Raw genomic sequence first — 5,445 nt, 5'->3', positions numbered from 1 at the left:
TCGGCATGCGAAATCTTGCTCCGACTAAGGTCTGAGAACAGTGGAGACCAAAGTATTCCGGTCCGACTGTCCTTTAGTCGCGAAAATCACGCGACCTTGTTCTCTACGCCGACCGCGGCTTCGATGCGTTAATGGCGACCAGTACCAGTAACGCGACCTCTGTTGGCGGAAAGACATGTGTCCTTCCGGGGGGATCGCTGTGTCTCGACGGAGGGGAAAATGGCCGCGTTCAAGCTCAATCTTCAGGACATGATGTTCATTCTGCGCCAGATCAAGATCGCAGAAGGCAACTCGACCGCGCATTCCGGCGCGAATGCCCAGGACCTTAGGGAGATCTACGTCGATGCGGCCGGCAATGTCGTTCCGGCAGGCACGCCCGGTGCGCAGCTCGCGATCCCCGACCCCCATGTTCCGAACGGCCTTCGCACGGTCGACGGCACCTACAACAACATCGTGCCCGGTCGCGAGACCTGGGGTTCCGCCGACCAGGCGATGCCACGGCTGCTGGACGCCGAGTATCGCAATGACACCGATGGCGACAGCATCGACGTCAACGGGCCAGCGCCCGGCGGCGTCTTGACCGGCGGCAACTACGGCACACCGGGCAATGTGGTCGATGCCGATCCGCGCACCATCTCCAATCTCATCGTCGACATGTCGATCAACAATCCGGCAGCCATCATCGCGGCTTTGACCTTCGCCGGCTCGGAAGACCCGCAAGTCGATATGGAGCGTTTGCTTGCCGCTCGCGTGACCCAGCAGCAGGCTGATGACGCCGTTGTCGCTGCACAGAATGCACTCAACGACGCGAACACAGCCCTCGATCTGGCTGTCGCCGGCTACACGCCGGGCAATCCGGCCAGCATCGATGCCATTCAGGACGCGGCGAATGCCGTGACCGCCGCCGAGGAAGCGCTGGCATCAGCCGAAGTGGTTGCCCAGGATCCGTCCGCGGCGCTTGAGGCCGTTGCAGCCGAACTGGGACTGGTCATCGGCGATGAAGGAAACCTGTCGATTCCCAACGTGGCGCCGGACGAGGGCCTTTCCGCGCCCTTCAACGCCTGGATGACCTTCTTCGGTCAGTTCTTCGACCATGGTCTCGACCTGATCACCAAGGGTGGCAACGGCACCGTCTATGTACCGCTGCAGGATGATGACCCGCTGGTGCTCGGAACCGATGGCGTGGCTGGAACAGCCGACGACCTGCCGGCGCATTTGCGTTTCATGGTGCTGACGCGCGCGACGCCGGACGGCGATTCTCATACCAACACGACGACCCCGTTCGTCGATCAGAACCAGACCTATACCTCGCACGCCTCGCATCAGTTCTTCCTGCGCGAGTACGCAACCGTCGGCGGTGTGCCGATGGCCACCGGCCGCCTGCTTGATGGTTCGGCAAACGGCTTGCCGACCTGGGCCGACATCAAGGCGCAGGCCGCAGACGTGCTCGGCATCCAGTTGACCGACGCCGATATCTTCAACATTCCGCTGATCCGCACGGACGCCTATGGCGAGTTCATCCGCGGACCGAACGGATACCCATTGCTGGTCACCGGACTTGGCACGGACGGAATCCCCAATACGTCCGATGATCTCGTCACCGAGGGCAATCCGGCAAATCCCGTCAATACCTTTACGGCAGGCGCGATCCGTATCGGCCATGCCTTCCTCGACGATATCGCCCACAATGCCGTTCCCGTATTCGATGCGCTCGGCAATCTGGTCGCAGATGCCGACAGCGACACCGGCAATACCGTGGCGTCCAATCCCCAAACCGGCCGCAATACCGAGTATGACGACGAACTGCTCAACCGCCACTTCATCACCGGCGACGGTCGCGGCAACGAGAATATCGGTCTGACGACCGTGCACCACATCTTCCATTCCGAGCACAATCGCCAGACGGATATGCAGAAGATGACCATTCTGCAAAGTGGCGACCTCGCCTTCATCAACGAGTGGCTGTCTGTTGATATCACCCAGACGGAGCTTGATGCGTTGCCGGCAACCTTCCCTGCCGACCCAACTGAGCGGGCAGAGCTTCTTGAATCCTTCGCGTGGGATGGCGAGCGCATTTTCCAGGCTGCCCGTTTCGCCACGGAAATGCAGTACCAGCACCTGGTGTTCGAAGAGTTCGCCCGCAAGATCCAGCCGGCGATCGACCCCTTCGTCTTCAACAGTGTCACCGACATCAACCCGGCGATCTTCTCGGAATTCGCCAACACGGTCTACCGCTTCGGCCATTCGATGCTGACCGATGAAATGCCGCGCCTCGATGCAAATGGCGAAGTCATCAATCCGGAAGTCGGGCTTATCGAAGCCTTCCTCAACCCGGTCGAGTTCGATCTCGACGGCACGATTTCACACGATGCTGCCGCTGCGGCGGTCGTGCGCGGCATGACGATCGAACGCGGCAACGAAATCGACGAGTTCATCGTCGGATCGCTGCGCAACAACCTGCTCGGTCTTCCGCTCGACCTGGCGACGATCAACATCGCCCGCGGCCGAGACACCGGTATACCTTCGTTGAACGAAGCCCGCGCTCAGCTTTATGCGGCAACCGGCTCGACCTTCCTCACGCCCTATGACAGCTGGGTGGACTTTGCCGCCAACCTCAAGAATCCGATCTCGGTGGTGAACTTCATCGCGGCATACGGCCTGCATGCTCTGGTGGACGACGAAACAACACTTGCCGGCAAACGTGCCGCTGCAATGGCAATCGTCTTTGGGGAAGACCAGGTGATTGCCGACGCCAACGCACCGGGCGGGACGCGCACGATCGTCGTGCCCTCGGATCGCCTCGATTTCCTCAACAGCACCGGCGACTGGAACATTGGCAACAGCGGCCTCAACCTTATCGATCTGTGGATCGGTGGTCTGGCCGAAAAGAAAATGCCGTTCGGCGGCATGCTCGGCTCGACCTTCAACGCCATCTTCGAAGCCCAGATGGAAAACCTGCAGGACGGCGACCGGTTCTACTACCTGACCCGCACGCAGGGCCAGAACATGCTGAACCAGCTCGAGCAGAATTCCTTCTCGAAGATGATGATGGCCAACACCGAACTGGCACAGCCTGGGGCGGACGGCATCCGCGGCACAGCCGACGACATCATCGAACGCCATATCGGCGTTGACTCCTTTGCCAAGTACGACTTCGTGCTCGAGGTCAACCAGGCCAATCAGGCTGAGCCCGATCCGGAAGGCAACGACCCGGCGCTCGAAGCAATCGGGCTCGGTAAGGTCGTGCGTGACGATCCGCGCACGGCGGCAGTCGAAACGAACTACCTGCGCTTTACCGGTGGCGAACATATCGTCGTCGGCGGCACCAATGGCGCCGATACGATCATCACAGACTTCGGCGACGATGCGATCTGGGCAGACGACGGCAATGACCGCGTTGAATCCGGCGCAGGCGTCGACCTCGTCAACGGCGGCGGCGGCGACGATATCCTGACCGACAGCGGCGACACCGGCGACTTCATCAAGGGCGAGGAAGGCAACGACGTCATCGCCAACTCCAACGGCATCGACATCCTGATGGGCGGCGATGGCAAGGACGTCGTCTTCGTCGGTGTCGACGATACCGAAGTGTTCGCTGGTGCGGGTGACGACTTCGTCCTCGGCGGCGAAGGTGTCGACCTCTTGATGGGCAACGAGGGCGACGACTGGATGGAGGCCGGCGGCGGCTTCGACACCACGGCCGGCGACAACTCCGAACTGTTCTTCAATTCGGCGATCAAGGGCCATGACGTCATGTTCGCCGGCAACGAGGAACACGACTTCGACGGTGAATCCGGCGACGACATCATGGTGCAGGGCGAAAGCGTTATGCGCAACGAAGGCATGTTCGGTTTCGACTGGGCGATCTTCAAGGGCATGGCGCTCAACGGCTACGCCGACATGCGCATCCCGATCTTCACCACCGAGGCGGAAGACATCCTGCGCAACCGTTTTGACAAGGTCGAAGCCCTCTCCGGCTGGGACCGCAACGACACACTGCTTGGCGACGACCGTGTTCAAGGCGACATTCTGCCCGGCGACACGGTTGCGACCACAGAAGGCATCTTCTTCAACGACGAGCTGTCCCAGGCGGGTGTCAACCGCATCGAGGGCCTGCGCGCCTTGCTCGGCAACCTCATCACTGCAGCGCCCGTCGGCGCGACGGCAGCCCAACTTGAGGCACTGTCGGCCTTCAACTCCGGCAACATCCTGCTCGGCGGTGGCGGCTCCGACAGTCTGCGCGGCAATGGCGGGGATGATTTCCTCGACGGCGATGCCTGGCTGAACGTGCGTATTCGCATCACGGCACCAGGGGCGCAAAACACGCCACAGAACCAGATTTCCTCCGTCGACAGCCTGAAGCATGTCTTCACGGTGAACGACGCGGCAGACCCGAGCTGGGTTGGAAAGTCGCTGTTCGACCTGATGATCTCCCGCACGATCGTGCCGACGCAGTTGCACATCGTTCGTGAGATCGTTGAAGACGATGGCATCGGCGATGTCGACACCGCCTTCTTCAACGACACGTTCCTCGACGCCAACGGCAACGCCAACTACACGGTTGTCCGCAATGCTGATGGCTCGACCACGATCTCGCATATCAACGTCAGCAACGTCATCGATCCGCTGACCGAGCGCAATCTCGTCTCCGACGGTATCGACAGACTGCGTAACGTCGAATGGGCCGAGTTCACGGACGGTACGCGCATCTTTCTCGCCAACGAAGCGCCGACGGACATTCGCTGGAACGCCATCAACCCGAACAACACCGACTTGCCCACGGGGGCGATCGCGAACCTGGCGACGGTCGATGACGACAGCACGGCATGGACCTATTCGCTGCAGCCCGGAAGCAGTCCAGGCTTCACGGTTTCCGCGGCCGGCGTCGTCAGCCGCGTCGGGGCGATGGCGGCCAACACCACCTACACGCTGGCCATCCGCTCGACCGACGATTTCCTCAACACCTATGACGAGACGTTCACCATCAGGACGGGCAGCAATGGCGCCGACAATCTGACAGCCTTTGCGACGGCGGGTGATGACGTTCAATATGGCGACAACGGCAATGATACGCTCGTTGGCGGTGCCGGCGACGACTCGCTCTTCGGCCAGGACGACAACGATGTCCTGTCCGGTGGCCTGGGTAATGACCGGCTGCACGGCGGTACCGGCGATACGGACACGGCGTCTTATGCCGGTGCCAGTGGTGCGGTCACCGTCAACCTGACGACCGGAACGGCTACCGGTGCCGATGGCGACGACACGCTGATCGACATCGAAAACGTCACAGGCAGCGCCTTTGACGATACGATCACCGGTAATGCAGGCGCCAATACGCTGACGGGCGGTGCCGGCAACGACACCTACTTCGTCGGAGCCGGCGATACGGTGGTCGAGGCTGTCAACGGCGGCACGGACACGGTCAACAGCGGGGTCAGCTTCACC

General features: G+C 61.4%; 1 protein-coding gene. It reads left to right on the top strand.

Annotation, left to right across the window (positions count from 1 at the left end; translation table 11 throughout):
* Positions 1–219: 219 nt before the first annotated feature.
* On the top strand, positions 220–5,445 hold a 5,226-nt coding region (locus HT585_RS31515; protein ID WP_281410721.1), incomplete at its 3' end, for a peroxidase family protein.

It is taken from the genome of Ensifer oleiphilus, from assembly GCF_013371465.1.
GTDB classification, from domain to species: domain Bacteria; phylum Pseudomonadota; class Alphaproteobacteria; order Rhizobiales; family Rhizobiaceae; genus Ensifer; species Ensifer oleiphilus.
The sequence above is the reverse complement of the archived record's forward strand: the minus strand, read 5'-3'. Positions and strand labels throughout refer to the sequence as shown.